Consider the following 25,321-nt stretch of genomic DNA (forward strand, 5'->3'; position numbering starts at 1 on the left):
TCGAGACCCTTCATGCAATCCTACGAACGACTTTTCATCGACGGCCGCTGGGTAGCGCCCGTTCGCGGACACACCTTCGACACGATCGACCCGAGCGACGAAACCGTGATCGCGAAAGTGGCGGCCGCCACCGCCGAAGACATCGACCTCGCCGTCAACGCGGCGCGCCGCGCGTTCGACGACGGCCCGTGGCCGCGCATGACCGGTGCGGCGCGCGCTGCGGTGCTGCGCGCGATCGCGCAAGGTATTCGCGATCGCCTGCCCGAGCTGGTCGAGCTCGAAGTGCGCGACAACGGCAAGCCACTGCCCGAAGCAATGTGGGATCTCGGCGATGCCGCCGGCTGCTTCGATTTCTATGCGGGACTCGCCGAGCAGCTCGACGGCAACGCCGAAGCCCCCGTGCCGCTGGCCGACGCGCGCTTCAGCACGGTGGTCCGCAAAGAGCCGATCGGCGTCGCCGGCGCGATCATTCCGTGGAATTTCCCGCTGCTGATGGCCGCGTGGAAGGTCGCGCCCGCACTCGCGGCCGGCTGCACGATGGTGCTCAAGCCGTCCGAGTTGACGCCGCTCACGGCGCTGGAACTGGCCGGCATCGCCGAATCGGCCGGGCTGCCGGCCGGCGTGCTGAACGTCGTGACCGGCCTCGGCGCCGACGCCGGCGCGCCGCTCGCCGAGCATCCGGGCGTCGACAAGCTCGCGTTCACGGGCAGCGTGCCGACCGGCAGCCGCATCATGCAGGCCGCCGCGCGCGACATCAAGAACGTGAGCCTCGAACTCGGCGGCAAGTCGCCGTTCATCGTATTCGGCGACAGCGACCTCGAAGCGGCCGTCGAGTGGATCTTGTTCGGCATCTTCTGGAACCAGGGCGAGGTGTGTTCGGCCACGTCGCGCGTCCTCGTCGAGCGTTCGCTGTACGCGCCGCTCGTCGAGCGGCTGGCGCAGGAAGCACGCAAGATCACGATCGGCAACGGCCGCGACGACGGCGTGCTGCTCGGCCCGCTCGTCAGCCGCGGGCAGTACGACAAGGTGCGGGCGGCCGTCTCGCGCGGCCGCGAGGAAGGCGCGCGGCTCGTGACGGGCGGCGGCCGGCCCGCGCATCTCGACCGCGGCTACTTCATCGAGCCGGCCGTGTTCGCCGACGTGCCGGAAGACAGCTGGATCTGGCGGGAGGAGATCTTCGGGCCCGTCGTGTGCATCCGGCCGTTCGATACGGAAGACGAAGCCATCCGGTCGGCCAACGATTCGCGCTTCGGCCTCGCGGCGGCGGTGATGTCGGCCGACCTGCCGCGCTGCGAGCGCGTCGCACGCGCGATGCGCGCCGGCATCGTATGGATCAACTGCTCGCAGCCGACGTTCACGGAAGCGCCGTGGGGCGGCTACAAGCAGAGCGGGATCGGGCGCGAACTCGGCGAGTGGGGCCTGAACAACTACCTCGAGATCAAGCAGATCACGCGCTACGACAGCGACAAGCCGTGGGCGTGGTACATCAAGTAAGGTGAAGCGATCATGCGCTGGAAGAAAACGCTGCAGCTCGTCGACGTGCATTGCGAAGGCGAGATCGGCAAGGTCATCACCGGCGGCGTCCTCGACGTGCCGGGCGCGACCATGCTCGACAAGATGAACTACCTCAACGAGACCGACGACAGCTTGCGGCGGCTCGTCGTGCTCGAACCGCGCGGCTGCCTGCAGATGTCGGTCAACCTGCTGCTGCCGCCGACGCGGCCCGACGCGCATGCCGGATTCATCGTGCTGCAGGCCGACAAGGCGCATCCGATGTCGGGGAGCAACTGCATCTGCGTGGTGACGGCGCTGCTCGAGCTCGGCATGGTGCCGATGCAGGAACCCGAGACCACGGTCGTGCTCGACACGCCGGCCGGGCTCGTCACGGCACGGGCGACCTGCCGCGACGGCCGCTGCACCGGCGTATCGCTCGACATGGTCGCGTCGTTCGTCGAGCATCTCGACGTCGCCGTCGAAACGGACGCGTTCGGCACGATCAAGGCCGACATCGCGTTCGGCGGCGTCTACTACGCGCTCGTCGACGTCGACCAGATCGGGCTCGAGATCGCGCCGGGCAACGCGCGGCAGCTCGCGGCGCACGGCGTGCGGCTGAAGGAGATCATCAACCGGCAGGTTGCCGTCCAGCATCCGCTCTACCCGGAGATCAACGAAGTCGCGTACGTGATGTTCAGGCACCGCGTCGGCGACACGGTCTACCAGACCTGCACGACGCTGCCGCCCGGGCGGGTCGACCGGTCGCCGTGCGGGACCGGCAGCTCGGCCAATCTCGCGACGCTCGCGGCGCGCGGGCGCGTGAAGGTCGGCGACCGCCTCACGTCGCGCTCGACGATCGGCGGGGAATTCGGCGTCGAACTGCTGGGCATGACCGAGGTGGGCGACCGGCCGGCCGTGCTGCCGCGCGTCACCGGGCGCGCGTGGGTGTTCGGGTTCCAGCAGCTCGGCGTCGATCCCGACGATCCGCTGGCCGCCGGGTTCATGCTGAGCGATACCTGGGGCGACGGATTCGGGCCCTCGGGCACGTGAGGACGCGATGCTAAACTCCAGAGCGCGCCCGGCGACCCGGGCCGATTACAGGAAGGGTAGCGAGATGAGCAAAGAGGCCGTTGAAACCGAAGGTGGCGGCCGCCGGCACGGCGGGCGGTATGTGTATGAGGAATTGCGCAAGCAGATCCTGACGCTCAAGCTGAAACCCGGCGTACAGCTCGACGAGATTTCGCTGGCCGCGCAGTTCGGGCTGTCGCGCTCGCCGGTGCGCGACGCGCTCGCGCGCCTGAGCAGCGAGGGGCTCGTCACGATCCTGCCGAACCGCACGACGCTCGTCACGCCGTTCGAGATCGAGGAATTCCCGAAGTACATCTCGGCGCTCGACCTGATCCAGCGCGCCGTCACGCGGCTCGCGGCCACGCAGCGTACCGACGCCGATCTCGCGAAAATCCGCAAGGCCGACGACGTCTACATGGAGGCCGTCGCGAGCGGCGACTTCCAGGCGATGTCGGAGACCAACAAGGCGCTCCACATGGCGATCGCGCACGCCGCGAACAACCCGTACTTCGTCGGCTACTACGAACGGCTGCTCGGCGAAGGGCAACGCCTGCTCCACCTGCACTTCGACTTCACCGTGAGTTCGCCGACGGCCGCCAAGCTCGGGCGCGACCACGACGAACTGATCGACGCGATCGTACGACGCGACGCAGACGCCGCCGAACGGGCCGCGCACGAGCACACGATGCTGTTCCAGAAGCGCTTCCTCGACTACATGAAGCAGAACATGACGGAATCGATGGCGGTGCTGTAACGCATCGGCGTCGGCGCGCTGCGGCCGGAACGCGCGCGCCCATCCAGCTAAAATACCGTCCTGCCGCGCGTCCCGCCGCGGCCGGAGGATTTCAACCATGACCGCACGTCGCGGTGCCGCGGTCGCCATCGCGCCCGGCCACGAGACAGCCAGCCTGTCCAAAGCCCAGCAAACGTTCAATACGCTCGTCAAGCACATCGAAAAGCGCCGCGAGCGGCTCGGCGCGTGGGAAGCCGTGATGCCGGCGTTCCAGAAGAAGTTCGTCGACGCTCTGTTGCCGCTCGAACAGGAAGCGACGGCGCTGCGCATCCGGCTGATCCATCTGCTCGACGACGCGTTTCTGCAGAAAGGCTTGAGCAAGGCCGAGCAACGCACGCTGTCCGAGTTGATCGCCGATATGGCGGGCGATTTGCTGAACGTGAGCGACGACCCGGCGCTGAAGGTGATTTACAACCGGCATGTCGGATCTGACCGCGCCGGCAACGCAACGGCCGCTCCCGAGCCGACGAAGCCGAAATGGGAATCCGAATCGCAACCGCCAGAAGATCTCGACTCACTGTCCCCCGACGAACTTGCCGAGCGGATGCAAGCCGAACTCGACGCCCAGTTCGAGCGCGACATGGCCGCTCACGCGGCCCGCGAGGCGCAGCGCGCGAAGCGCAAGAAAGCACCGAAGCAATCGGCCGCGCAAGCCCGGATCGAAGCGGACCGGGCCGAATCGAGCAAGTCGATCCGCGAGATCTATCGCAAGCTCGCGAGCGCGCTGCATCCCGACCGCGAAACCGATCCGCAGGAGCAGCAGCGCAAAACCGTGCTGATGCAGCGGGTCAACCGTGCCTACGAGAAGGGCAACCTGCTGCAACTGCTGGAACTGCAGCTGGAGATCGAACAGATCGACCGGCGTGCGATCGACGGCCTCGGCGAAGCGCGGCTCACGCGCTACAACGGCATCCTCGAGGAACAGCTGCGCGAGCTCGATCAGGAGATCGTGCACGTCGAGAACGATTTCAGGGGTACGTACGGCATCGCGCCGTCCACCAAGGTCGCGCCCGATACCGTGCTGCGCATGCTTACGCGCGACATTGCCGGCATGCAGCGCAGCAACCAGGACTTGGCCATCGCGCTGCGCGAATTCGAGGATCCGGACAACGTCAGGAGCTGGCTGAAGGACATGAAGCGCCGGCCGGTGTCGTCACGCTTCGACGACGAGCCGTTTTGATGAAACGGCGGCACGCATCTGCGCGCCGCCGCCCGTTCACGCGAGCCGCGTTACGCCGCGCGCCCCGAGAGCGGCCGCTCGATACAACGCCTACGATCGCCTGCGCGGCACTCCCTCACCGCCCCTCGCCCATCCCGCCCATCAGCGCCACCAACTGCTCGCGCAGCCACCGGCTGCCCTGATCCTGATCGGCGCTACGATGCCAGTAACAGAAGTAATCGAGCCCCGGCATCTCGAACGGCAGTTCGAGGATGCGCGCCGGATAGCGTTGCAGCAGCCGCAGCGGCGCCGTCAGCGCGAGATCGCCGCGCATCGCGATCAGCGGCGCGACCATGTAATGCTGCACGCGCATCTGGATGTTGCGGCGCAGCCCGAGCCGCGTCAGTTCCGCGTCGACGTGCCCGCTGCCCTTGCGGCGGCTCGACACGTGGATGTGCCCCATCGACAGGTAGTCGTCCATGGTCAGCGTATCGCCCTTGAACGGGTGATCGTCGCGAATCATGCACGCGTAGCGGTCTTGCACGAGCAGCGCCTGGTGCAGATGCGGATCGCCGATCAGCGGCGCGTCGATCGCGATGTCGACGGAACCGTTCGCGAGCGCGGTCGCCACCTCGCCGCGGTCCATCGTGTAGCTGCGCACGTGCATGCCGGGCGCTTCCCGCTGCAGCAGTTCGCCGAGCGCGGGCAACAGCAGCGCCTCGGTCAGATCGCTCATGCTCAGCCGGAACACGCGAGTCGACGACGCCGGATCGAACACGTCGCCTTCGTGCGCGCTCGAATCGAGCAATTGCAGCGCCTCGCGCACGCGGCCGACGATGTTCTCCGCCATCGGCGTCGGCATCATCCCGGCCGGCGTGCTCACGAACAACGGGTCGTTCAGCGACTTGCGCAGCCGCGCGAGCGCGTTGCTGACGGCCGGCTGCGTGAGGTTCAGCACCTCGGCCGCCCGCGTCAGGTTGCGCTTGGTGTAGATCGCGTCGAATACGACGAACAGGTTCAGGTCAAGCTTCGAAAGGCGCATCGCCGGATCTCCTTGCCGAGATCTTACGGCGGGCGCCGTCCGTTCGTCCACGCCGGGCCCGCGAGTCGCAGTCGACGCGTTGCGCATCCGCTGCGCCCCGCTCAGCCGCGCGGCGGCGGCGTCAGGTAGGCGGCCGTCGAACCCGGCTCGCCGCCCTTGATCTCCATCCGCGCGATCGCCTGCAGATGCACCTCGTCCGGGCCGTCGGCGAAGCGCAGCGCGCGGCCCCAGGTCCACAGATCGGCCAGCGGCGTATCCGGGCTCAAGCCCGCCGCGCCGAACACCTGCATCGCGCGGTCGCACACGTCCGTATAGACGGTCGGCACGAGCGCCTTGATCATCGAGATTTCCTTGCGGGCGGCCTTCGCGCCGACCTTGTCGATCATCCACGCGGCCTTCAGCACCAGGAGGCGCGCCTGGTCGATCTCGATGCGCGAGCGCGCGATCCATTCGCCCACGGTACCGTGCCGGTTCAGCGGCTTGCCGAACGCCTCGCGCGACTGCGCGCGGTCGATCATCAGTTCCAGCGCCAGCTCGGCCGCACCGATCGAACGCATGCAGTGATGGATACGGCCCGGCCCGAGGCGCGCCTGCGCGAGCGCGAAGCCGCTGCCTTCCTCGCCGAGCAGGTTGCGCGCCGGCACGCGCACGTTGTCGAACGTGATCTCGCAGTGCCCTTCCGGTGCGTGGTGATTGACCACCGTGATGTTGCGCACGACCGTCACGCCCGGCGTGTCGCGCGGCACGAGAATCATGCTCTGCTGCTGGTGCGATTCGGCATCGGGATCGGTCTTGCCCATCACGATGAAGATCTTGCAGTTCGGATGCGCGGCGTTCGTGATGAACCATTTGCGGCCGTTGATCACGTACTCGTCGCCCGCGCGCTCGATGCGCGTCGTGATGTTGGTCGCATCCGACGACGCGACGTCGGGCTCCGTCATCGCGAACGCCGAACGGATTTCACCGCGCAGCAGCGGCAGCAGCCACTGTTCGCGCTGCTCGGGCGTCGCGAACATGTGCAGCAGCTCCATGTTGCCGGTGTCCGGTGCGTTGCAGTTGAACACTTCCGATGCCCAGCTCACGCGCCCCATGATCTCGGCGAGCGGCGCGTATTCGAGGTTCGTCAGGCCCGTGCCGGGCTCGTCGGCCTTCAGGTGCGGCAGGAACAGGTTCCACAGCCCTTCGGCTTTCGCGCGCTCCTTCAGCTCCTCCATGAACGACACCGGATACTGGCCCGCGTGCACTTCGTCGTTCCACTGACGGATGCGCGGCACGATGTGCGCGTCCATGAATGCGCGCACGCGTTCGCGCAGTGCTTCCACTTTCGGGGTGTAGCCAAAGTCCATGATCGACTCCTCGAGATTGTCGTGTTCCGTTCGGTCAGAAGGCCGAGACACCGCCGTCGACGGCGACGGCCTGTCCGGTCAGATAGGTGTTTTCCTTCGCGCACAGCGTCAGCATCGTCGCGACGATTTCGTCGGGCCGGCCGAGCCGCTTCATCGGCGAGCCCTGCGCCAGAAAATCCTGGCGGTCGCCGATATCGCTGTCGGTGACCATCGGCGTGGTGCTGTAGAACGGGCACACCGCATTCACGCGAATGCCGTGGCGCGCGTATTCGAGCGCGGCCGTCTTCGTGAGCCCGACCACCGCATGTTTCGACGCCGCATACGCGGCCAGTTTCGGCGCGCCGCCGAGCCCGGCCATCGACGCGACGTTCAGGATCACGCCTTCGCGCTGCATGAGCATCTGGCGGATCTGATGCTTCATCCCGAAGAACACGCCTTTCGCGTTCACCGCGAAGCTCAGGTCGAGATCGGCTTCGTCGGTATCGATCAGCGCCTTCATCGGCGGTGCGATGCCCGCGTTGTTGATGCCGACGTCGAGCCGCCCGAAACGCGCGACGGCTTCATGCACCAGCGCGGCGACGTCCGTTTCGACGCGTACGTCGCAGCGCTGCGCGATCACGTCGGCGCCATCCGCGCGCAGCGGCGCGGCCACGCGTTCGAGCGCGTCACCGTTCAGGTCGCCGAGCGCGAGCCGCGCGCCCATCGCGGCGAGTTCGCTCGCGAGCAGCGCGCCGAAGCCGCTCGCGGCGCCGGTGATCATCACGACCTGCCCGGCGTAGCTGTCGAGTTTCATCGCGCGCTCAGATCGTCAGACCGCCGTCGACGACGATGCATTCGCCGTTCGTGTAGCTCGCCGCGTCCGACACGAGATACAGCACGGTGCCGGCCATTTCGTTCGGCTCCGCGTGGCGGCGCAGCGGAATCTTCGCCTTCCACGTCTCGTAGATGTCCTTGTCGGCGAACAGCGCGCCCGCGAACTTCGTCTTCGTGAGCCCCGGCAGCAGCGCGTTCACGCGGATGCCGAGCGGCCCGCATTCCTTCGCGAACGCCTTCGTCATGTTGACGACGGCCGCCTTCGTGATCGAGTAGATGCCTTGCCGGTCGCCCGGTTGCAACGCATTCACCGACGCCGTGTTGACGATCGCGCCGCCGCCGTGCGTCTTCATCAGCTTGCCGGCCTCGACCGACATGAAGAAGTAGCCGCGGATGTTCACGTCGACGGTCTTCTCGTACGCGGCGAGATCGGTATCGAGGATGTGCCCGAAATACGGGTTCGCGGCCGCGTTGTTCACGAGGATGTCGAGGCGGCCGTGCTTGCCGCGGATATGCTCGAACGTCGCGGCGATGTCCTCCAGCCGGCCGACATGGCACGCCAGCGCCTCGGCGCGGCCGCCGGCCGCGACGATCGCGTCGGCCACGGCCCGGCAGTCGTCGAGCTTGCGGCTCGATACGATCACATACGCGCCCTGCTCCGCGAGCAGCTTCGCGATTTCCTCGCCGATGCCGCGGCTCGCGCCCGTCACCAATGCGATCTTGCCGGTCAGGTCGAATAGATTCGTTGCCATGTTGCTGTGCTCCTCCATTGATTGTGTTGTCGTGTCGCCGTGCAGCGACCGTGGCGAATCGCGGTGATGTCAGCGATGCGCGTCGATCACGCCGACGGCCGTCTCGGCCAGCCGGCCGGCCATTTCGCCGACGCGCAGCGCCTGCTCGCTGGATGCGTTGCCCTGCAGCGCGCGCGCCTTCACGCCCTGCACGATCGCCGCGAGCCGGAAGAAACTGAATGCGAGGTAGAAGTGCCAGTCGCGGATCGGCGCGATGCCGCGTAGCTCGCAGTAGCGCGCGACGATCGCCGCTTCGTCCGGAATGCCGAGCACCGCGCGATCCTGGCCCGCGAGCCCGCGCACCTGCCCGCCGGACGGCAGCCGCAGGCACATGCAGAAATACGCGAGGTCGGCGAGCGGGTTGCCGAGCGTCGACAGTTCCCAGTCGAGCACGGCCTGCACGCGATAGCCGTCATGCGCGAACATCAGGTTGTCGATCCGGAAATCGCCGTGCACCAGCGCCGGCCGGCCCGTGTCCTCGGGGCACGCTTTCGGCAGCCAGTCGATCAGCGTCTCCATCGCGTCGAGGCGCCCGGTTTCGGCCGCGCGATACTGCTTCGTCCACACGCCGATCTGGCGTTCGAAGTAGTTGCCGGGGCGGCCGTAGTCGGCGAGGCCCACCGCGTCGACATCGACGTCGTGCAGCGCGGCCATCGTCCGCAGCAGCGCGTCGTAACACGTCGCGCGCTCGGCCTTCGGCAGTTCCGGCAGCGCGGGATCCCAGAAGATCCGGCCATCCTCGAAACTCATCACGTAGAACAGGCTGCCGATCACGTCGCGGTCTTCGCAGAGGTGATACGGATGCGCGACCGGCACCGCGGTGCCCGACAGCGCGCTCAGCACGCGGAATTCGCGGTCGACCGCGTGCGCGGATTTCAGCAGTTCGCCCGGCGGCTGGCGGCGGAGCACGTAGCGGCCGCTCTTCGCAGTCAGCAGGAAAGTCGGATTCGACTGGCCGCCGGCAAACTTCTCCATATCGACCGGGCCTTCGAAGCCCGGCACGTGCGTTTCCAGATAACGCGTGAGGCGGGCTACGTCGAGTGGCTGGGAAGGGTTCGTCATCGTCGCGATCGTTCGTGGGTCAGCCGTAGGTTCGCAGCGCGTGTCGTTCGGGATCCTCCAGATGCGGGATGCCGTTGAACGACGCGAGGTGGAACGCGTCGGCGTTGAAGAAAAACTGCGAAAGACTGCTGTTACGGATCTGAAGATTCAGCGCGATCGCGCTCGACGGCGGCGCCGCGAGCACCTGCTGCACGGTGACCGCGATCGGGCCGCCGGAACTCACCGCCAGCACGCGCTGGCCGCCGCCGTGGCGGATCGCGGCGCGTGCATCGGCCACGCGCTGCTGAAAATGGGCCCAGGTTTCGGGGGCCGCATCGCCCAGCTTGTCCTCGGTCCACAGGTGCAGCACCTGCCGGAGCGCGCGGAAGTGTTCCTTCATCGAGCCGGCCGCGAGCCGCGCGATCTCCGGATAGTCGCTGGCGGCTGCCGCGAACAGCCCGTGGAAATCGTATTCGTTCAGGCCCGGATGGCGGTCGACGACGACGCCTTCGCGGCCCATCCCGCGCAGGATCGCGGCGACCGTCTGCGCATGGCGGTTCATCGTGCCGCAGATCACGCGGTCGAACGTCAGGGCCTGCCGCGCGAAATATTCGCCGAGCCAGACGCCCTGCTGGTCGCCTGCGGCGGAAAGCCGGTCGTAGTCGTCGGTGCCGAACGACGCCTGCCCGTGCCGTACCAGAAAGAGTTCAGCCATTGCATGCCCGACTGGTTGAAACCGAAGGCCCAGCATAGCGACCGGACGTGCATTTTTGAAATTTATTTTCTGAATCAATCGGTATTCATCGAATGAATTTCGGGGATTCCAACAATGCGCTTGCGCGTGCTTTCACCGGCACCCGCGTCGCGGCACGCGAATTGCGCCAGCCCCCACCGTGTCGAATAAATCCAGGAGGGATGCGATGCTCGGTACGATCCTCATCATCGTTCTGATTCTGCTGCTCATCGGAGCATTTCCTTCATGGCCGCATAGCCGAAGCTGGGGTTATTGGCCATCGGGGACCGTCGGGCTGATCGTCGTCATTGTCGTGATACTGGTGCTACTCGGTCGCATCTGAGTACGGACGCGCGTGCCGCGGCATGGGCACGCGCGTTTCGATTGCACCGTCGTAACTTCTTTACACGCAAAAGTAAGCCGTAAAGAAAAACGCAACGGCATCCGATACGCTCACTCGCGCGTCCGCTCGGTCCCGGTCCGGCCACCCACGGACACGCGAGGGTGCGGCGCATGATCACGCGCGTCATTTCCAGCGGACACAACGTCTCTCCGATACACAGGTGCGGCATCGGATGATCCATCTGCAGCGCGCAACGCGGCACGTTGCGCACCGATTCGCACGCCCCGCCCGTCTCCATTCGATGGAGTTGGCCGTACGGTAGTATGGCGATTCGATGGAACCCCGATGGATCTGAACGAGTGGCCATGCCCGAATTTTCTGCATCTCCCGGCGCCGGCCAGCGTGCGCAGGCGCTCGTCCTCATCGCCGAGGACGAACCCGAAATCGCCGAGATCCTCACCGCCTATCTGGCACGCAGCGGGCTGCGCAGCGTGCATGCCGCCGACAAGCATCCGGAATTCGATCTTGATCCGCGTCGCATGCACTGCGACCCGGTCCGCATCCGCCAGGCCTTGCTCGCGCTGCTCGAGAACGCGCGCCGCCATGCGGTGCCGGGCGCGATCCGGGTTCAGACGCGCATCGAGAACGGAATGTGCCGGCTGCGCGTCGAGGACGACGGCCCCGGCATCCCGGCCGATTTCGCGCCGCATGTGTTCCAGGCATTCCGGCGCGTCGACGAGTCGCAACCCGGCGGCAGCGGCCTCGGGCTCGCCGTCGTCGCGGCGATCGCGCATGCGCACGGCGGCGAAGCCGTTTGCGTGCCGACCGGCGCGGGTGGTACGCGGTTCGAGGTGCAGTGGCCCGACAACCTCGTGCCGGCGCCCGAAAACGAGCGCTTTCCGGCGCATTGATGCCGGCGCGGGCCGCACCGCGTCACGTCCGCGGTTCGAGCACGAAGACGGTGACCGGCGGGAACGGCAGTAGCCGGAACGCATGGCCGTCACGGCCGTCCCCGTGGATCCACCATGTCACCAGCGGCAGCCGCCAGAAGCGGCTGTCCTGTTGAAGCGAAAGTTCGTCGATATCGTTCAGGGTCTCCCCTGCCCGGGCATCGCGTTGCCTCGCCCGCCCGGCCCGGCGCGTGCGGCGGGCCAGGCCGGGCAAGCGAATGAACACCTGCGGTTATCGATTGATCCCGAAGATTCATTGGACAGTGTCTCCGCCGCCGCGCGATGCTGGGCTCGCCCGTGAACGCAGCGTCATTGCAACGCCGCGCACGAACATGGAGTGAGACACATGCCTACCGATCACCGTCAACGGCGCCACACGCTGTGGCTGCTGTGCGCGCTTTCGTTCATCCTCTACGTCGATCGCGTCAATCTCGCGACCGCGGCCGGCGCGATCAAGGCCGAACTCGGGCTGTCGAATACCGAACTTGGCGTCGCCTTCTCCGCATTCGCGTATTCGTATGCAATCTGCCAGATCGGCGGCGGCTGGATCGCCGACCGGTTCGGCGCCCGCATCACGCTGATCGGCTGCGGGCTGATCTGGGTCGTCTCCACGTTCGCGACCGGGCTCGTGCACAGCCTCGGGCTACTGTTCGCCGCGCGCCTGCTGCTCGGCATCGGCGAAGGCGCGACGCTGCCGGCCCAGGCCCGGGCGATCACGCACTGGTTCCCGCGCGAGCGGCGCGGCGTCGTGCAGGGCTTCACGCACTCGTTCTCCCGGCTCGGCAACGCGGTCACGCCGCCGATCGTCGCCGCGCTGATGACGTGGCTGTCGTGGCGCGCGGCGTTCTTCGTGATCGGCGCGGTCACGCTGGTGTGGCTCGCGTGGTGGATCGCCGGCTTCCGCGAGCATCCGGTCGGCAACGACGACGGCCGCACGCACAGCCGCCGCCCCGCCGCACCCTCCGGGCCCACGCCGTGGGGGCCGCTGTTGCGCCGGATGGCGCCGACCATCTTCGTGTACTTCTGCTACGGCTGGACCGCGTGGCTGTTCTTCACGTGGCTGCCGACCTTTTTCCTGAACGGCCAGGGCTTGAACCTGAAATCGACCGCGTTGTTCGCGTCCGGCGTGTTCTTCGCGGGCGTCGTCGGCGACACGCTCGGCGGCTGGCTCTGCGACCGGATCTACCGGAAGACCGGCAACCTCGCGCTGTCGCGCCAGAGCGTGATCGTGACGAGCTTCGTCGGTGCACTCGTCTGCCTGCTGCCGCTCGCGTTCGTGCACGCGACGGCCGGCGTCGCGCTGTGCCTGTCGGGATCGTTCCTCTGCCTCGAACTGACGATCGGGCCGATCTGGGCCGTGCCGAGCGATATCGCGCCTGCCCATGCCGGCATCGCGAGCGGGATGATGAACGCCGGTTCCGCGATCGCGGGGATCCTGTCGCCGATCCTGTTCGGCTATCTCGTCGATCGCACCGGCAGTTGGACGGTGCCGTTCATCGGCTCGGTCGCGATGCTGCTGATCGGCATCGTCGCCGCGCTGCGGATTCGGCCGGACCGCGCGCTGTCCGATTCGATGCCGGCGCTCGCCGACGCACCCGCCGCGCCTTCGGCACACTGAAGCCGTCTTCGCTGCCGCTGTCGTCCCGCCCGCGCCGTCATCGCTCATCACGCATCGCCGCGTTCCGCGACGCGCGGCCGGCGCGGCAACGCGCCGCCGGATCAGGCGCCGCCGTCCGCCCCCACGGCGTCCTGGTGAAACAGCGCGAGAAACTGCTGGGCGGGAATGCTCAACGGCCGGTCGCGCCGCACGAGGCTGCCGTACGACGGCAGCTTCTGTTCGAGCGTGTAATCGATGATCGAGACGAGGCCGTGCGCCGCGTTGCGCTGCGCGACCGTCAGCGGAATCACGCCGAGCATCGACGAACGGTCGACGAGATTCATCGTGGTCAGGATCGAGCCCGTTTCGACGAGCCCGCGCGGCATCGGCTGGTGACGCGCGCGGAATTCACGCTCGACGACCTCGCGCGCCGGGCTGCCGGCCGGCTGCAGGATCCACGCGTAATCGAGCAGCGCATCGAATTCGACCAGCCCCGCGCCCGCGAGCGGATGGTCGCGGCCCGCGATGATCGCGAGCGCCTCGTCGTCGACCACACGGAAGTCGCAGTCGGCCCCGGCGTTCCTCCCGATCACCACTTCGAGCACACCGTCGCGAAGCTGCGGCATCAGCCGATCGCTCGTATCCACCGCGATGTCGATCGCGAGCAGCGGATAACGCGCCTTCAACCGCACCAGCGCCTCGGTCAGCCGCCCCGGCGACGCCGCCATGATGCTGCCGATCGCGAGCCGCCCCGCGCTGCCCAGTTGCAGTTCGCCGAGTTCGCGGTTCAGCGCCTCCATGCTGCCGCGGATGCCGCGGAAATAGCCGAGCACGCGCTCGCCGGCCGGGTTCAGCACGAGCCCGCGCCCGATGCGATCGAACAGCCGCTGGCCGAGCGCGCTCTCCAGTTCGGCCAGCATCTTCGTCGCGGCCGGTTGCGTGAGGCCCATCTGCTCGGCCGCCGCGCGCAGCGTCGAGCATTCGTCCACGGCCAGCAGCAGCGCGATCTGCCGCATCCGCAGCCGGTTCAGCAGTTGCGGCGTCGAGTCTCGTCGGTCGATCGAGCCCATCTTTGATTACTCCAGGTTATCGATTCATCAAGAGTTTTCAATTTACCGACTCATTCCGTCTACCTAGCATCAACCCCATAGACCAACGGCCACGCGCCGCCACCGGAGACGCCACATGAACCTCGAATCCCCCCTCGGCCGCCGCACGCCCCGCACCGGAGCCGCCACATGACGCCCGCCGCCTCCCTGCCCGTCGTCGCGCTGACGCTCGGCGACCCCGCCGGCATCGGCGCCGAACTGATCGCGAAACTGCTCGCCCGCCCCGACGCGGCTGCCGGCGCGAACCTCGTACTGATCGGCGATCGCTGGCTGTGGGAAGCCGGCCAGCGTGTCGCCGGCGTCAAGATCGACGTCGAACCCGTCGCGTCGCTCGCCGCCGTGCGCGGCCGGCCGTCCACCGCGCGCGCCGCGTTCGTCGCGGTCGATACGATCGATCCCGCGCAGGTCGCGGTCGGCCAGGCGGGTGCCGCCGGCGGCCGCTCGACGCTCGCCGTGCTCGACCGCTGCCTCGACGCCGCGCTCGCCGGCGACATCGACGCGATCTGCTTCGCGCCGCTGAACAAGTACGCGATGAAGCTCGGCGGGCTGCGCCACGAGGATGAACTGCACCACTTCGCCGAAGCGCTCGGCGTGACTGGCTACTTCTGCGAATTCAACACGCTCGGCGAACTGTGGACCGCGCGGATTTCGTCGCACATTCCGCTGAAGGATGCGGCAGCCCAACTGAGCATCGAACGGATCGAACAGGCGTCCGAGCTGATTTATCGGTCGCTGCTCGCGAACGGCGTCGCCGCGCCGAAGGTCGCGATCGCCGCGTTCAACCCGCACGGCGGCGACGGCGGCAGTTGCGGCCGCGAGGAAGTCGACGTGATCGAGCCGGCCGTGCGCCGCTTGCAGGCGCGCGACTGGCCGACCGATGCGCCGTTCCACGGCCCGTTCCCGGCCGACACGATCTTCCTGAAGGCGCAGGCCGGGGACTACCAGGCGATCGTCACGATGTATCACGACCAGGGGCAGATCGCGATCAAGCTGCTCGGCTTCTCGCGCGGCGTGACCGTGCAGGGCGGGCTGCCCGTGCCGATCACGACGCCCGCGCACGGCACCGCGTACGACATCGCGGGCCGCGGCACGGCCGACGTCGGCGCGACCTGGCAGGCGTTGCAGATCGCGTGCCGGATGGGTGCCGCGCGGCGCTCGCCCACCGTTTCGGCGTGACGCCCGCACGCCTTTCACACACGACGACATCGATTCTGGAGACACCATCATGAAGATCCGCTCCGTACGCGCCCGCGTATTCCAGTGGAAAGGCAAGACCGTCCCGCCGCAAGGCAATTTCTGCTCGAACGCGATGGACCTGCTGTATGCGCCGCAGGAAACGATGAGCACGTTCCGCTTCCATGCGTGGACGGTCGTCGAGGTCGAAACCGACGACGGCATCGTCGGCCTCGGCAACGTCGCGCTCGCGCCGCACGTCGCGAAGGTGATCATCGATCAGTACCTCGCGCCGCTCGTGATCGGCCAGGATCCGTGGGACTACGAGTACCTGAACCAGCGGATGTACCGCGCGACCCACGCCTGGGGCCGCAAGGGCATCGGCATGGCCGCGATCTCGGCGGTCGACATCGCGATCTGGGACATCCTCGGCAAGAGCGTCGGCAAGCCGGTGTTCAAGCTGCTCGGCGGCCGCACCAAGGAAAGGATTCCCTGCTACTACTCGAAGCTCTACCGCACCGACCTGAAGGCGATGCAGGAGGAAGCGCAGCAGTACCTGAAGGAAGGCTTTCGCGCGTTCAAGATGCGCTTCGGCTACGGCCCCGCGCACGGGCAGCAGGGCGTGGTCGAGAACCTGAAGTCGGTCGCGGCGATCCGCGAGGTGATCGGCTACGACAACGACCTGATGCTCGAGTGCTACATGGGCTGGAATCTCGAGTATGCAAAGCGCATCCTGCCGAAGCTCGAAAAGTACCAGCCGCGCTGGCTGGAAGAACCGGTGATCGCCGACGACCTCGACGGCTACGCGGAGCTGAACCGGCTCACGAGCATCCCGATCTCCGGCGGCGAGCACGAGTTCTCGCTGTACGGCTTCAAGCAGCTGCTGGACCGCAAGGCCGTGTCGGTCGTCCAGTACGACACGAACCGCGTCGGCGGGATCACGATGGCGCACAAGATCAACGCGCTGTGCGAGGCGTACAGCGTGCCGGTGATTCCGCACGCGGGCCAGATGCACAACTACCACCTGACGATGAGCACGCTCGCGTCGCCGATGAGCGAGTACTTCCCGATGTTCGACGTCGAGGTCGGCAACGAGCTGTTCTATTACATCTTCGACGGCGAGCCGGTGGCCGAGAACGGCTTCCTGCAACTGCGCGACGACGTGCCGGGCCTCGGCCTCACGCTGAAGACCGAATTCCTCGACCAGTTCGACATCGTCGAGTGAGGCCGGCCATGAACCCACGCTACCAGGGCGTCTTTCCGGTCGTGCCGACGATCTTCGACGCGCACGGCGCGCTCGATCTCGACGGCCAGCGCCGCTGCATCGATTTCATGATCGATGCCGGCTCGCACGGCCTCTGCATCCATGCGAACTATTCCGAGCAGTTCGCGCTCGGCGACGACGAACGCGATCTGCTCACGCGCACCACGCTCGAGCACGTCGCAGGCCGCGTGCCGGTGATCGTCACGACGTCGCACTTCAGCGCGCGGATCTGCGCGCAACGCAACCGGCACGCGCAGGCGCTCGGCGCGGCGATGGTGATGGTGATGCCGCCGTACCACGGCGCAACCTTCCGCGTGCCTGAAGCGCAGGTGCGCGCGTTCTTCCGCGAAGTCGCCGATGGCCTCGACATTCCGCTGATGATCCAGGACGCGCCGGCCAGCGGAGTCGCGCTGTCCGCGTCGCTGCTCGCGACGCTCGCGCGCGAGATCGACGCGGTGTCGTACTTCAAGATCGAGACGGCCGGCGCCGCGTCGAAGCTGCGCGAGCTGATCGCGCTCGGCGGCGACGCGATCGAAGGGCCGTGGGACGGCGAGGAAGGCATCACGCTGCTCGCCGACCTCGATGCCGGCGCGACCGGCGCGATGACGGGCGGCGGCTATCCGGACGGGATTCGCCGGATCACCGATGCGTATTTCGCCGGGCGCCGCGACGACGCGTACGCGCAGTACGCGCGCTGGCTGCCGCTGATCAACTACGAGAACCGCCAGTCGGGCTTCCTCACCGCGAAGGCGCTGATGAAGGCGGGCGGCGTGATCGCGTGCGATCGGCCGCGCGCGCCGTGGCCCGAGCTGCATCCGCAGGTACGCGCCGGCCTGCTCGATACGGCGCGGCGGCTCGACCCGCTCGTGCTGCGCTGGGGGCGCTAGACCTCGTTTTTGCACCCGCAACGCGCGTGCGTTGCGCATCGGCGTGACGGCGGCCCGACAGAAGGCCGCCGCCGCTCATCGGATGGACGGAGACACCATGACCCTGCTGAACCCCGCGACCCCGGCATACGAAGCCGGCGAAGCCATTCCGCGCCGCCGCTGGCTGCGCGTGATCCCGCCGCTGCTGCTCGCCTGCATCATTTCCTACATGGACCGCGTGAACATCGCATTCGCGATGCCCGGCGGGATGAACGCCGACCTCGGCATGGATGCGACGATGGCCGGCCTCGCCGGCGGCATCTTCTTCTTCGGCTACCTGTTCCTGCAGATTCCCGGCGGCCGGCGCGCGGCGCTCGGCAGCGGCAAGACCTTCATCGCGTGGTCGCTCGTGAGCTGGGCCGTGCTGTCGGTGCTGACCGGGCTCGTCACCCATACGTGGCAACTCCTGACGCTGCGCTTCCTGCTCGGCGTGGCCGAGGGCGGGATGCTGCCCGTCGTGCTGACGATGGTCAGCCACTGGTTTCCCGACCGCGAACGCGGCCGCGCGAATGCGATGGTCATCCTGTTCGTGCCGCTCGCCGGCATGATCACCGCGCCGCTGTCCGGCTTCATCCTCGCCGCGTACGACTGGCATCACCTGTTCTTCAGCGCGGGCGCGCTGTCGCTGCTGTGCCTCGTCGTGTGGATGCTGTTCGCCGACGACGGCCCGGAGACCGCACGGTGGGTGTCGCCGCGCGAGAAGGCGTACATCCTCGACGCGCTGCGCGACGAGCGCGAACGCAAGTGCGCGGCCGGCACGCCGGCGGCCGCCTCGTTCGGCGCGCTGCTGCGCCACCCGACGATCTGGCTGCTCATCGCGATCAACTTCTGCTATCAGGCCGGCATCTACGGCTATACGATGTGGCTGCCGACCCTGCTGAAAAACCTCACGCACAGCGGGATGGGCAGGATCGGCCTGCTCGCGATCCTGCCGTACGTCGCGATGGTGATCGGAATGCTCGTCACGTCGTATTGGTCCGACCGGACCGGCAAGCGGCGCCTGTTCGTGCTGCTGCCGCTCGTCGGCTTCGCCGCATGCCTCGCGCTGTCGGTGCTCACGCATGCGTCGATGGCCGTGTCGTTCGCGTTCCTGATCGGTTGCGGCTTCTTCCTGCAGGCGGCGGCCGGCGTGTTCTGGGCGATTCCGCCGAAGCTCTGCAGCGTCGAGGCGGCCGGCAGCGCACGCGGGCTCATCAACGCGCTCGGCAATCTCGGCGGCTTCTGCGGCCCGTATGCGGTCGGCGTGCTGACGCAGCACGTGAGCGCGGCGGCCGGCGTGTACAGCCTCGCCGTCACGCTGGCCGTGGCCGGCCTGCTCGCGCTGACGCTGCCCCGCCGCTGCGAAGACTGAAGCACATCGACACGCGGCCACGCGAACGAAACACCGGAGACACACCATGAACGACATCCTGCTGCTGGTGCAGAAATGCGCCCACACTTTCAGTTTCTACGACCTCGATACGAAAGCGCCGCTCAAGCACATCGTGTTGCCGAACTTCCCGCACGAATTCACCGTCGACGTGACCGAGCGCCATGCGTATGTCGGCATTTTCGGGATCGAGACCGCATGGTCGCGCGGCCATGAAGGCGATCACCGGATCGCCGAGATCGATCTCGTCGAGCGCACGCACACGCGCATGCTCGACCTGTGGCCGTACTATCGGCCGCACGGGATGGCGAGCGACCGAGACGGCCGGCTGTACGCGATGAGCGAGGCGCACGACATGCTGCTCGTATTCGACGAGCCGACCCGGCAACCGGTACCGAACATGGCCGTGCCGTCCGGCGGCGTGAAGACGCACCTCGTGACGCTCACGCGCGACGCGAGCCGTGCGTACGGCGTGCATCTGCTGTCGAACACGGTCACGCGATTCCATCCGCGCGACGCGACGCTCGCGCCGCGCGCGGTCATGCCCGGCCCCCGCCCCGAAGGCAATGCGCTGTCGAGCGACGAGCGCACGCTGTTCGTCGCGAATCGCGGCGACGACACGCTGGTCGAGATCGACACCGAGACGATGACCTGCGGCCGACGCGTGAAAACGCGCAGCGATCCGAATCGCATCTACCGGACGAGCGCGCCCGACGGTCGCGACCTGCTGCTGTTGACCAATTCGGGCCAGCAGTCGATCTCGGTGTTCGACGCGCGGCAGCTCGAGGAGATCGAGCGCATCGCGCTGCCCGCGAATCCGACCGCGCTGTCGTTCCATCCGTCCCGGCGCGCCGCGTACGTGTCGTTCCAGGACGACCATGTCCGCGAACTCGATCTAGACGCGTGGCGTTTCGTCAGCGCACTGCCGACGCTGCGCGAACCGGATGCGTCGTATGTGCTCGCAGGCGCGCGCTGAGCGGCTCGGCGACGTGCCGCCGGCGGATGCGATGCCGGCGGCGCTCGTCGATGCGCATCATCACCTGTGGCGGCTCGATGCGGGCGCGCACTACCCGTGGCTGCAGGCGCAGTACGATCCCGCGCGTTTCATGTTCGGCGATTACGCGGCGCTGTGCCGCGATTTTGGCATGGCCGACTACCGGCTCGCCGCTCAAGCGGCGCCGCTCGTCGCCAGCGTGCACGTCGAAGCCGAACGCGCGCGCGACGAGGCGCTCGCGGAAACGCGCTGGCTGCACGAGGTCGCGGCCGCGCACGGGCTGCCGTCGGCGGTCGTCGCCTGGGTCGATCTGCTGGCCGACGACGCGGAGGAACGGCTCGCCGAACAGGCCGCATGGCCGCGCGTGCGCGGCGTGCGGTTCAAACCGCGCACCGCCGCGTCGCCGGATGCCGTCATCGACGGCGCGCCTGGGACGCTGCACGATCCGCGCTGGCCGGCCGCGCTCGAACGCCTCGCCGCGCACGGCCTGAGCTGGGATCTGCGCGTGCCGTTCTGGCATCTCGGCGACGCGGCCGCGATGCTGGCCGACGCGCCCGAAGTCGACGTCGTGCTCGAGCACGCGGGGCTGCCGTGGGATCGTTCCGAAGCCGGGCTCGCGCGCTGGCGCAGCGGTATGGAAGCGCTCGCCGCGTTGCCGCGCGCGACCGTGAAAATCTCCGAGCTCGGCCTGCGCGATGCGGTATGGAACGACGCGGACAACGCGCGGATCATCCGCGACACGATCGCGATCTTCGGCTGGGAGCGCTGCCTGTTCGCGAGCAATTTTCCGGTGGGGGGGTTGCGGGTGTCGTATCCGGCGCTGCTGCGCACGTTTGCCGGCGCGATGGGGCACCTCGACGAAGTCTCGCGCCGTGCGATCTGGCATGACAACGCGATGCGCGTCTACCGGATCGCGCTCGACGCACCGCAGCGTCCGGCGCGCGGGTAACGCCGCATTGCCTCCGTGCCTCCCCTCGGCCGGGCGCCGCACCCGCCCCGACCACCACATTTTGTGCATCGCACGACCGATCCTGAGCAAAAAGTATCGGTCCGTCTTTTCTTTTGATGTGGTGAACACATCGCCCGCGTCCCACCATTGATCCTGCCGTCGCCTGACGGCGATCGAACAAGCAGAATCAAGGAGACACGGGTGAACAAGATGCGAATCGTCGCAGCCGGCCTGCTGCTCGGCGCCTGTCTGCCGGGCGTCGCGGCCGCGCAGGTCTGCAAGGTGCCGACCCTTCGGGTGCTCGCGCAAAAGAGCCTCGGCCTGTCGGTGATGGAGAAATCGCTGGCCGACTACGAGAAGAAGAGCGGCACGAAGGTCGAGATCAGCTATTTCGGCGAGAACGACCGCCGCGCGAAATCGCGGCTCGACGCGTCGACCGGCGCGGGCTCCTACCAGATCTACTACGTCGACGAGGCGAACGTCGCCGAATTCGCGTCGGCCAACTGGATCGTGCCGCTCCTCAAGTACTACCCGAAGGAATACGACTACGACGACTTCCTGCCCGGCCGCCGCGCGGTCGCGAGCTACAACGGCGTCGCGTACTTCGCGCCGCTGATCGGCGGCGGCGACTTCCTGTTCTACCGCCGCGACCTGCTCGACGCCGCGCACATCCCGGTGCCGAAGACGCTCGACCAGCTCGTCGCCGCGATCAAGAAGCTCAACGCGCCGCCGAAGCTGTACGGCTGGGTCGCGCGCGGCCAGCGCGGCTCGGGGATGAACGTGTGGCGCTGGTCGCCGTTCATGCTCGGCATGGGCGGCGCGTGGACCGACAAGGGCGGCCAGCCCGCGTTCAACTCGCCGGCCGCCGTGAAGGCCACGCAGCTCTACAGCGACCTGTTCAAGTACGCGCCGCCCGGCGCCGCCACCTACGACTGGAGCAACGCACTCGAAGCGTTCCGTTCCGGCAAGGTCGCGTTCATGATCGAATCGACGCCGTTCGCGGACTGGATGGAAGATGCGAGCAAGTCGAGCGTGGCCGGCAAGGTCGGCTACACGCGGCCGCCCGCGCCGCTGCCGTCGGCCGCGTACGGCCACGGCTTCGCGATCTCGGCGGTCGGCGCGAAGGACGACTGCACGCGCATGGCCGCCGGCCGCTTCATCGCGTGGGCGACCAGCAAGGACCAGGAGCAAGCGCGGCTGCGCAACGGCGTATTCAGCGACTACAACCGCGCGAGCACGATCGGCAGCCCGTACTTCAAGCAGCACGTCGCGCCGCAGATCCAGGCCGGGCTGAACGATACCAACCCCGTCACGCAGGTGACGATCTGGCGCACGCCGCAGTGGCCGGACATCGGCGACAACCTCGGCATCGCGCTCGAACAGGTGTTCACCGGCACGCAGACGGATATCCGCGGCACGCTCGACGACGCGGACCAGTACGCGAAGGACGCGCTCGAACATGGCGCTCGCAAATGACGGCGCCGGCGGACGCGCGCTCGGCGACCGCACGAGCCTGCCGTGGGTGTTCCTCGCGCCGACGCTCGCGCTGCTCGCGGTCCTGAGCCTCGTCCCGACGATCGCCGCGATCAACCTCGCGTTGCGCAACCGCGTGCTGCGCTACCCGGACAGCGAATACGTCGGCCTGCGCAACTTCGTCCGGCTCGCGTCGGACCGGCGCTTCCTGAACGCGATCGAGGTGTCGGTACTGTGGGAAGTCGTCACGGTCGCCGGCGCGGTGCTGGTCGGCATCGCGCTCGCGGTGTTCCTGTTCGAGCGCGTGCACGGTCGCTGGCGCCGCTTCGCGTCGCTGGTGCTGATCATGCCGGTGCTGCTGCCGCGCGTGTCGGCCGCGTTCATCTGGAAGTTCATGTACGCGCCGCTCACCGGGATCCTGAGCTGGCTGCTCGGCACGCTCGGCGTCGAGCACACCGCGTTCCTCGCCGATCCGCATCTCGCGCTGTACGCGGTCGCGCTCGTCGACGTGTGGCAGTGGGGCCTCTTCTTCGCGGTCGTGATTCTGAAGCTGCTGGAGACGCTGCCGCCCGAGCCGCTCGAAGCCGCGCGGCTCGACTACGCGACGACGTGGCAGGTGCACGCGTACATCGCGCTGCCGATGCTGAAGGCGCCGCTCGTGAGCCTCGTGTTCATCAAGATGGTCGAGTCGCTGCGCTCGTTCGACCTGATCTACGTGATGACCAAGGGCGGCCCCGGCATCGCGACCGAAACGCTCGATCTCTACGCGTACCAGCAGGGCATCGGCCTCGCCGGCAAGGTGTCGTATGCGTCGGGCATGGCCGTGCTGATGATGGTCGCGACCACGCTCGTCTTCACGCTCATCTGGAAGAGGGTCAACAAATGGGACGACTGACGGCTCGCCGAATGGCTCGCCGCGGCTCCGCCGCCACCGTGTCCACCGTCGCGATCGCCGGCGCGATCCTGCTCGTCGCCGCGTTCCCGCTGTTCTGGGCCGTGCTCAATTCGCTCAAGCACCTGCTCGACATCGTCACGCCGACGCCGCGCTTCTTCTTCACGCCGACGCTCGCGAACTACGAACAGGTGCTGTCGAGCCCCGAAGTCCTGATCGGGCTCGGCAACAGCATCGCGATCGTCGGCGCGGCCGTGCTGATCGGCGCGGTGCTCGGCGTGCCGGCCGCGTATGCGATCGCGCGCTACCCGGTGCGCGGCAAGCGCGACATCCAGTTCTTCCTGCTGTCGCTGCGCTTCCTGCCGCCCGTCGCGGTCGCGCTGCCGCTGATCGCGATCTGGGTCGATCTCGGGCTGTACGACACCAAGCTGTCGATGATCGTCACGTACCTGCTCGTCACGCTGTCGACCATCACATGGCTGTCGATTCCCGTATTTCGCCGGCTGCCGCGCGAGATCGAGGAAGCCGCCGCGCTCGACGGCTACGGCCCGTACGCGGTGTTCTGGCATATCGCGCTGCCGGTGTGCGCGAGCACGCTGCTTGGCGGCATCGTGTTCAGCTTCGTACTGGTGTGGAACGAACTGATGATCGCGCTTGCACTCACTTCGTCGCGCAGCGCGACGCTGCCGGTGGTCGCGTCCGCGTTCACGTCGCTCGGCCAGGAAGTGCCGTGGGGCGTGATCAACGCGTCGACGGTGCTGCTCGCGCTGCCGCCGCTCGTATTCGTCGGCATGCTGAGCCGGCTGCTCAATTCGTTGGTCAAGGGAAAATAAGGAGAACATGTTGAAAGCGCTCGTACTCGAACGCACGCGCGAGCTCGCGCTGCGCGACATCGACCTGCCGCAGGCAGTCGGCCCCGGCGACGTCCGGATCAGGATCCACACGGTCGGCGTCTGCGGCAGCGACGTGCATTACTACGTTCACGGCGGCATCGGCCCGTTCCGCGTCGATGCGCCGATGGTGCTCGGTCACGAAGCGTCCGGCACCGTCGTCGAGACCGGCGCCGGCGTCACGCATCTGCGCGTCGGCGACCGCGTGTGCATGGAGCCCGGCGTGCCGCGCCTCGATTCGCCCGCGACGCTGCGCGGGCTCTACAACCTCGATCCCGACGTGCGCTTCTGGGCGACGCCGCCGATCCACGGCTGCCTGACGCCGTTCGTCGTGCATCCGGCCGCGTTCACGTACCGGCTGCCCGACAACGTGTCGTTCGCCGAAGGCGCGATCGTCGAGCCGCTGTCGATCGGCCTGCAGGCCGCGAAGAAGGCGGCGATGAAGCCGGGCGACCTCGCGGTCGTGATCGGCGCCGGCACGATCGGTGCGATGACGGCGCTCGCCGCACTGGCCGGCGGCGCCGCGCGCGTGATCCTCGCCGACGTCGTGCCGGACAAGCTCGCGCTGTTCGCCGGCAATCGGGCCGTCACGACCGTCGACGTGCGCACGCAGGCGCTGGCCGACGCGGTGGCCGACGCATCCGGCGGCTGGGGCGCGGACGTCGTGTTCGAGGCCAGCGGCAGCGCGAACGCGTATGCGGGCCTCGTCGACCTGATGTGCCCGGGCGGCTGCGCGGTGCTGATCGGGATGCCGGTCGCGCCGGTGCCGCTCGACGTGGTCGCGCTGCAAGCGAAGGAAGGCCGCATCGAATCGGTGTTCCGCTACGCGAACATCTTCCCGCGCGCGCTTGCGCTGATCGCGTCCGGCGCGATCGACGTGAAGCCATTCATCTCGCGCACGTTCCCCTTCTCCGAAAGCGTGCGCGCGTTCGAGGAAGCGGCGAGCGGGCAGCCGCGCGACATCAAGATTCAGATCGAAATGGATTAGGGCGTGTTCACGCTAATAACGGGTTTGCGAACGTGCCTTTCCGCCCGTCCCCCAAGGGGACTTCCTTTGGGCGCGTGCAAGGAGAAAGGAGCGCCGTTTGGCCGCGCCAAACAAGCGACGCACG

The 25,321-nt window shown here is 67.8% G+C and carries 24 protein-coding genes and 1 pseudogene; 17 read left to right on the forward strand and 8 right to left on the reverse strand.

Annotated features, from left to right (window positions below; genetic code table 11):
- Positions 1-12 precede the first annotated feature (12 nt).
- The 4 genes from HWX09_RS13415 to HWX09_RS13430 all read left to right on the forward strand — a co-directional run bounded on the left by HWX09_RS13415 (position 13) and on the right by HWX09_RS13430 (position 4,535).
- A complete protein-coding gene (locus tag HWX09_RS13415; RefSeq protein ID WP_027781901.1) occupies positions 13-1,494 on the forward strand; it encodes an aldehyde dehydrogenase family protein in 1,482 nt (493 codons plus the stop codon).
- A 12-nt stretch (positions 1,495-1,506) separates the two neighbouring features.
- Positions 1,507-2,544: a proline racemase family protein gene (locus tag HWX09_RS13420; protein ID WP_027781900.1), complete on the forward strand. Its 1,038-nt coding sequence runs from the start codon at positions 1,507-1,509 to the stop codon at positions 2,542-2,544.
- Positions 2,545-2,608: 64 nt separating this feature from the next.
- Entirely contained in the window at positions 2,609-3,316 is a 708-nt protein-coding gene (locus HWX09_RS13425) for a GntR family transcriptional regulator (protein ID WP_027781899.1), read from the forward strand.
- A gap of 97 nt (positions 3,317-3,413) precedes the next feature.
- Positions 3,414-4,535 carry a J domain-containing protein gene (locus tag HWX09_RS13430; protein ID WP_027781898.1) on the forward strand — a complete coding sequence of 374 codons (1,122 nt, stop codon included), beginning with the start codon at positions 3,414-3,416 and terminating at the stop codon, positions 4,533-4,535.
- A 115-nt stretch (positions 4,536-4,650) separates the two neighbouring features.
- On the opposite strand, the gene HWX09_RS13435 is transcribed toward HWX09_RS13430, so the two are convergent.
- From HWX09_RS13435 to HWX09_RS13460, 6 genes are all read right to left on the reverse strand, one after another.
- Positions 4,651-5,556, reverse strand: coding sequence for a LysR family transcriptional regulator (locus HWX09_RS13435; RefSeq protein WP_027781897.1), 906 nt, complete (start codon positions 5,554-5,556; stop codon positions 4,651-4,653).
- A gap of 101 nt (positions 5,557-5,657) precedes the next feature.
- On the reverse strand, positions 5,658-6,902 hold the full coding sequence (locus HWX09_RS13440; protein ID WP_027781896.1) for an acyl-CoA dehydrogenase family protein: 1,245 nt from the start codon (positions 6,900-6,902) through the stop codon (positions 5,658-5,660).
- Between the two features lie 34 nt (positions 6,903-6,936).
- Positions 6,937-7,695, reverse strand: coding sequence for a glucose 1-dehydrogenase (locus HWX09_RS13445; protein WP_027781895.1), 759 nt, complete (start codon positions 7,693-7,695; stop codon positions 6,937-6,939).
- 7 nt (positions 7,696-7,702) lie between these two features.
- Positions 7,703-8,467, reverse strand: coding sequence for an SDR family oxidoreductase (locus HWX09_RS13450; protein WP_027781894.1), 765 nt, complete (start codon positions 8,465-8,467; stop codon positions 7,703-7,705).
- Positions 8,468-8,536: 69 nt separating this feature from the next.
- Positions 8,537-9,568, reverse strand: coding sequence for a phosphotransferase (locus tag HWX09_RS13455; RefSeq protein WP_027781893.1), 1,032 nt, complete (start codon positions 9,566-9,568; stop codon positions 8,537-8,539).
- A gap of 19 nt (positions 9,569-9,587) precedes the next feature.
- On the reverse strand, positions 9,588-10,262 hold the full coding sequence (locus tag HWX09_RS13460; protein WP_027781892.1) for a histidine phosphatase family protein: 675 nt from the start codon (positions 10,260-10,262) through the stop codon (positions 9,588-9,590).
- A gap of 205 nt (positions 10,263-10,467) precedes the next feature.
- Between HWX09_RS13460 and HWX09_RS13465 the strand changes: the two genes are divergently transcribed.
- Both HWX09_RS13465 and HWX09_RS13470 read left to right on the forward strand, forming a co-directional pair.
- Positions 10,468-10,623 carry a DUF3309 family protein gene (locus HWX09_RS13465; RefSeq protein ID WP_034185249.1) on the forward strand — a complete coding sequence of 52 codons (156 nt, stop codon included), beginning with the start codon at positions 10,468-10,470 and terminating at the stop codon, positions 10,621-10,623.
- Between the two features lie 488 nt (positions 10,624-11,111).
- A pseudogene (locus HWX09_RS13470) lies at positions 11,112-11,534 on the forward strand (HAMP domain-containing sensor histidine kinase); the annotation flags it as partial.
- Positions 11,535-11,556: 22 nt separating this feature from the next.
- Here the strand turns inward: HWX09_RS13470 and HWX09_RS13475 are convergent.
- A complete protein-coding gene (locus HWX09_RS13475) occupies positions 11,557-11,799 on the reverse strand; it encodes a hypothetical protein (RefSeq protein WP_027781891.1) in 243 nt (80 codons plus the stop codon).
- 120 nt (positions 11,800-11,919) lie between these two features.
- Between HWX09_RS13475 and HWX09_RS13480 the strand changes: the two genes are divergently transcribed.
- The gene (locus tag HWX09_RS13480) at positions 11,920-13,191 is read left to right on the forward strand and encodes an MFS transporter (protein ID WP_027781890.1); all 1,272 of its coding nucleotides are present in this window, start codon (positions 11,920-11,922) and stop codon (positions 13,189-13,191) included.
- 101 nt (positions 13,192-13,292) lie between these two features.
- Here the strand turns inward: HWX09_RS13480 and HWX09_RS13485 are convergent, their stop codons facing one another.
- Positions 13,293-14,240: a LysR family transcriptional regulator gene (locus tag HWX09_RS13485; RefSeq protein WP_027781889.1), complete on the reverse strand. Its 948-nt coding sequence runs from the start codon at positions 14,238-14,240 to the stop codon at positions 13,293-13,295.
- A gap of 168 nt (positions 14,241-14,408) precedes the next feature.
- Here HWX09_RS13485 and HWX09_RS13490 point away from each other — a divergent pair, with 168 nt between their 5' ends.
- The 10 genes from HWX09_RS13490 (at position 14,409) to HWX09_RS13535 (ending at position 25,197) form a co-directional block, all read left to right on the forward strand.
- Positions 14,409-15,455, forward strand: a complete 1,047-nt coding sequence (locus HWX09_RS13490) for a 4-hydroxythreonine-4-phosphate dehydrogenase PdxA (protein ID WP_027781888.1) — start codon at positions 14,409-14,411, stop codon at positions 15,453-15,455.
- Positions 15,456-15,504: 49 nt separating this feature from the next.
- Positions 15,505-16,677, forward strand: coding sequence for an L-rhamnonate dehydratase (locus HWX09_RS13495; RefSeq protein ID WP_027781887.1), 1,173 nt, complete (start codon positions 15,505-15,507; stop codon positions 16,675-16,677).
- Between the two features lie 8 nt (positions 16,678-16,685).
- A complete protein-coding gene (locus HWX09_RS13500; protein ID WP_027781886.1) occupies positions 16,686-17,603 on the forward strand; it encodes a dihydrodipicolinate synthase family protein in 918 nt (305 codons plus the stop codon).
- 97 nt (positions 17,604-17,700) lie between these two features.
- Entirely contained in the window at positions 17,701-18,993 is a 1,293-nt protein-coding gene (locus HWX09_RS13505) for an MFS transporter (RefSeq protein ID WP_027781885.1), read from the forward strand.
- 46 nt (positions 18,994-19,039) lie between these two features.
- Positions 19,040-19,987 carry a hypothetical protein gene (locus HWX09_RS13510; protein ID WP_027781884.1) on the forward strand — a complete coding sequence of 316 codons (948 nt, stop codon included), beginning with the start codon at positions 19,040-19,042 and terminating at the stop codon, positions 19,985-19,987.
- A complete protein-coding gene (locus tag HWX09_RS13515) occupies positions 19,965-20,954 on the forward strand; it encodes an amidohydrolase family protein (protein ID WP_027781883.1) in 990 nt (329 codons plus the stop codon). Before HWX09_RS13510 ends, HWX09_RS13515 begins: the two co-directional genes overlap by 23 nt.
- Before the next feature lie 201 nt (positions 20,955-21,155).
- Positions 21,156-22,430, forward strand: coding sequence for a sugar ABC transporter substrate-binding protein (locus tag HWX09_RS13520; RefSeq protein WP_027781882.1), 1,275 nt, complete (start codon positions 21,156-21,158; stop codon positions 22,428-22,430).
- Positions 22,414-23,322 (forward strand): sugar ABC transporter permease, encoded by a 909-nt coding sequence (locus tag HWX09_RS13525; protein ID WP_051421309.1) that lies wholly within the window; start codon positions 22,414-22,416, stop codon positions 23,320-23,322. Before HWX09_RS13520 ends, HWX09_RS13525 begins: the two co-directional genes overlap by 17 nt.
- Complete coding sequence (locus HWX09_RS13530; RefSeq protein ID WP_027781880.1) at positions 23,310-24,152, forward strand: carbohydrate ABC transporter permease; 843 nt, start codon at positions 23,310-23,312, stop codon at positions 24,150-24,152. Before HWX09_RS13525 ends, HWX09_RS13530 begins: the two co-directional genes overlap by 13 nt.
- A 10-nt stretch (positions 24,153-24,162) precedes the next feature.
- On the forward strand, positions 24,163-25,197 hold the full coding sequence (locus HWX09_RS13535; protein ID WP_027781879.1) for an NAD(P)-dependent alcohol dehydrogenase: 1,035 nt from the start codon (positions 24,163-24,165) through the stop codon (positions 25,195-25,197).
- Positions 25,198-25,321: the final 124 nt, after the last annotated feature.

The organism is Burkholderia sp. BCC1208 (assembly GCF_902833095.1).
Lineage (GTDB): Bacteria > Pseudomonadota > Gammaproteobacteria > Burkholderiales > Burkholderiaceae > Burkholderia.